Source organism: Stieleria sp., from assembly GCF_041595215.1.
Lineage (GTDB): Bacteria > Planctomycetota > Planctomycetia > Pirellulales > Pirellulaceae > Stieleria > Stieleria magnilauensis.
This window is the reverse complement of record NZ_JBFHKV010000906.1, coordinates 1-3,609: the sequence shown is the minus strand read 5'-3', so window position 1 is coordinate 3,609 and position 3,609 is coordinate 1. Positions and strand designations below refer to the sequence as shown.

The 3,609-nt window shown below is 60.3% G+C and carries 4 protein-coding genes; 2 read left to right on the top strand and 2 right to left on the bottom strand.

What is annotated here, in order from left to right; all coding sequences use genetic code 11:
* Window positions 1–195, top strand: a 195-nt coding sequence (locus tag ABX749_RS26055; RefSeq protein ID WP_372898576.1) for a hypothetical protein, incomplete at its 5' end; no start/stop codon positions are given.
* Between the two features lie 57 nt (window positions 196–252).
* Here the strand turns inward: ABX749_RS26055 and ABX749_RS26050 are convergent.
* Both ABX749_RS26050 and ABX749_RS26045 read right to left on the bottom strand, forming a co-directional pair.
* The gene (locus ABX749_RS26050; protein WP_372898575.1) at window positions 253–2,019 is read right to left on the bottom strand and encodes an AAA family ATPase; all 1,767 of its coding nucleotides are present in this window, start codon (window positions 2,017–2,019) and stop codon (window positions 253–255) included.
* Between the two features lie 28 nt (window positions 2,020–2,047).
* Window positions 2,048–2,692, bottom strand: coding sequence for an MOSC domain-containing protein (locus ABX749_RS26045; protein ID WP_372898574.1), 645 nt, complete (start codon window positions 2,690–2,692; stop codon window positions 2,048–2,050).
* Window positions 2,693–2,771: 79 nt separating this feature from the next.
* On the opposite strand from ABX749_RS26045, the gene ABX749_RS26040 reads away from it, so the two are divergent.
* Window positions 2,772–3,609 (top strand): hypothetical protein (locus ABX749_RS26040; protein ID WP_372898573.1); only part of this gene is annotated, 838 nt, incomplete at its 3' end.

Below are 3,609 nucleotides of genomic sequence, written 5' to 3'. Positions count from 1 at the left end.
TCCAACACCCGGGGTACGCTACGCGACCCCGGGCTGTGTTGTGGCACTGCGCTGCGGTGTGACGCCGACGGCGTCGCGGCAACGGGTTATCACCCACGCCACGTACTGCCGCGTCGCGTGCACCCCATCATCCGACAAACCGCGTTGCGGTTCCACGCCAACGGCGTACCACAACAAAGCTTGGGGTCGCGATAGCGCACCCCAAGACCCGGTCACCGCCAGGCCCGCCAATCCCAACGGGATTGAACAAGACTACAACGCCTCTTCTTCGCCCGCGGGGAGTTCTAACACAGGCTCGCCCCAGTCGGCGAGAAACATCTCGCCGCAGGCTTCGCACTTCACTTCGGTCCCCAAGCATTGATCGTCGATGACTTGCGGGATGCCCTTGCACTCGACCCGCACCTTGCCCGGTTCGGCCGCCATGGCTTTGAGGTGCATCGGATCGACACCCGCCACTTCGATATCCTCCGGCTCAAGCGTCGTGAGCAACTCACGCGTCACCTCTTCAGTTGATGCGATGCGATTGGCCAATCGGCGCACACTCCGCTCCAAACTGTTGCGCGAAGTCCGCCCGTTGCCGAAGTGTCGATCGCGACTGGCGTACAAGTAGGTGAATCCACGCAGCAGTCGACGCCGTGATTCGGTCGGCAAGGTGTACTTCGATTTCTTGGCGAGCAATTCGAAGATCCGGCACAATGCTTCGGGCGAATAATCCGAGAACTGCATCGTTGTTCCGACACGGCTGCTCAGCCCCGGATTGCTACGAATCATCTGTCGCATTTCGACGGGATAACCGGCCAGGATGACGACCAGTCGGTCACGCTGATCTTCCATGCGTTTGAGCAAGGTCTGGATCGCTTCACGGCCATACTGGTCTTGGCCGCTCTCGTCGATCAACGTGTAGGCTTCGTCGATGAACAAGACGCCGTCGAGCGCTTCATCGATCTTGGCGTTTGTTTTGGGGCCGGTCTGCCCGGCGTATTCGGCGACCAATCCGCTTCGATCGGTCTCCACCAAGTGGCCTTTTTCCAAAATGCCTAGCGCGCCGTAGATCTCGGCAATGATCCGGGCAACCGTCGTCTTGCCGGTTCCCGGGTTGCCGACAAAGGCCATGTGCAAACTGGGACGCGAGGTCGGCAGATCCAGCTCTTTGCGGCGACGTTCCATCGCCAAGAAATTGGTCAACGTCGTGATCTGATCTTTAATATTCTCCAACCCGATCAGGCTGTCCAACTTGGCCTTGGCGTCGGCCAATCGCTGTTCGGGGGTCCGCTCGTCGATCGGCGGGTCGCCGCTGGAGCGGTCCACCGGCTTTGCCACGCTGACGCTGCTCCCCGCACCTCCACCCGGTCCGGCAACCGGGGTCGGTTTTTCGGCGGCCGTCGGCCCGACGCCTTCCCGAAGTCGCTTGGCCTCTTCACGCAACCACTTAAGGGCGTCGCGGGCATTGGACGTATCGGTTTCGCTGACCAATGTTTCCGGCGCCCGGCCGCGGGCGACATCGAACTGCTGTTTCATCAACTCGATCCGCTGATTGTCCGACGCGCTGACCGTTCCGTCGACCGACGTTAACAGGGTTGCCATCCGCATGGCCAACGTTTCCAACTCGCCCCAGTGGCCGCGGAGTTCCGGCAGTTCGACGAAAGGACGCACCAAGTCGGACCACTGGAAGTCCTCTGCTGCGTTGATCAGCCAGTCGACGGCTTCGTGCAGTTGGCTGCCCAGCACCGATTTGCCCCAAATGTGTTCCAACAACACGCGGCCGAGTTGCCGTTGTTCCAGATTCTTGGCACTCGCGTCGGGCACGACAGTCGCAAAGACTTTCATCAGGAACCCCTGATGCAACTCATTCATCTGGTCTGAGAGCGACGCCGCATCGGGATCGTCGCCACCGCCTAACCAACCGTAGGATCCACGCACCAGTTGGCCCCCTTCGATGTACAGGGCTTGCGTCTCCGCGAGGGCTTCGCGATAGAGCCGAATGGACTCGATGATCCTGTCGTCGCTAGGTCGTGACATGGTCTGGAGATTCCTGAGAGTGAGAGTGTTACGCCAGCGCGTCCTGCCATTCCCGCGACAGTTCGGGGAGATGCATCAGAGTGTGAACGGCCATCCGATCGACTTCGCGGCCGTAGAGAACATCGTTGGCCCGGGCGATGGTCCAATCGGCGTTGGGCCGGCTGATCAATTTCAGCTCCGAACCCGATGTCAACGATCCGCCCGTGATGACCCGCACATACCATCCGGTGCGTCCGGTCTGTGTGACCTCTTTGGTCATCGATTTGGTCTGCCAGCGCCGCGCGATCTTCCAACACGGCTGACGCGGTTGGCTGACTTCCAGAACACACTCGCCGGACCGAAAACGATCACCGATGCACACGTCCGACTCGGTCACACCGCCGAGTGTCAGATTTTCACCGAATCCGCCGGCCAAAAAGTCAAGCTCGGGATGTTCCTCCGCCCAAGATCGATAGTGAACGCCGGCATAGCAGAGGATCGCCTTTTCCGGTCCGCCGTGATTCTTCCTGTCGGCAACCTGGTCACCGATCAGCCCCAATTCGTTGACCGAAACCGCTCCGTCGACACACGTCTTTCGAAAGGCACTCGTCCACCGGCGTGACATCGCGTCACGTGAACTCGGGTCACCCTCGGTCACCACTTTTCCCAGTTGGATCGATTCGATCGTGATCATTTACGTTAAAGTGGAACGACTTGGAACAGGCGTCAGTGTGTCGCTTGATCAAAATAACGGATCGGACACGGATTGATCTATGCCCACCACCAGAATATTGCCAATCGCCCCCGTGCTTTGCGGTGCCGCATTTGTCGTCGCCATCCTGATGAGCACCGCGCCGAGTTCCGTGATCGCGGCGGACGGTGAACCGCTTGCGATTCGTTTGTGGCCCGATGGTCGCGTCAGTATCGAAAATCACTGGGGACTTCGGCTGGTGGTTTCAACCAGTCGACCACCTCAGCAGTCCCCCGACAGTCCCTTTGAAAAGCACGTCACCAGCGGCGGTGGGGTCGATCACGCCTGGTCCCGACGGGCCAATGACGACGCCACAACTTGGACAGCGGCGACTGATCAAAACGCGATTCCCGGATCCATTCACGTGACGTCGATGTCCGGCGAAGACGACAAAGCCGCCGGGATGTTGGTCCGAACCGACGGTGTCCGTGTCGCCGTCCTGAACGAATCGTCCGCCGCCGGCGCACCGCCCGCCAAGCAGGACGCGAAACTTGATGTCGTGGTCATCCCGTTGCCCAAAGATGTCCCGGATGCCGATGACGCAGTGACCGCGTGGATCAAAACCATGCAACCCCGCTACGTGCTGCTGCCATCGCAGGTCACCGACGAAGCCGCCAAGGTGTTCGCGGACTCGATCGACGCGTCCGGCGAAATCACCGAGGTGGACCACAACACCTTCGCGGTTTCCCAGTCCACCGATCGCGCCGGGCAAACTCGACTGGTGAAGTTGAACCACCAGCCGCACGAGCTGTCCGAGGAACTCGAAACGCTGATGAAGCAAATGGAAGCGTCGTGCGATCGCTCCCAAGCCGTGTTCAGCCGCTTGAGCGGGAATCAATTGAATTTCCGGCCCGCCAACG

Coding starts and splice junctions, on each gene's coding strand:
- ABX749_RS26050 (WP_372898575.1), bottom strand. CDS start 2,019: ATGTCACGACCTAGCGACGACAGGATCATCGAGTCCATTCGGCTCTAT.
- ABX749_RS26045 (WP_372898574.1), bottom strand. CDS start 2,692: ATGATCACGATCGAATCGATCCAACTGGGAAAAGTGGTGACCGAGGGT.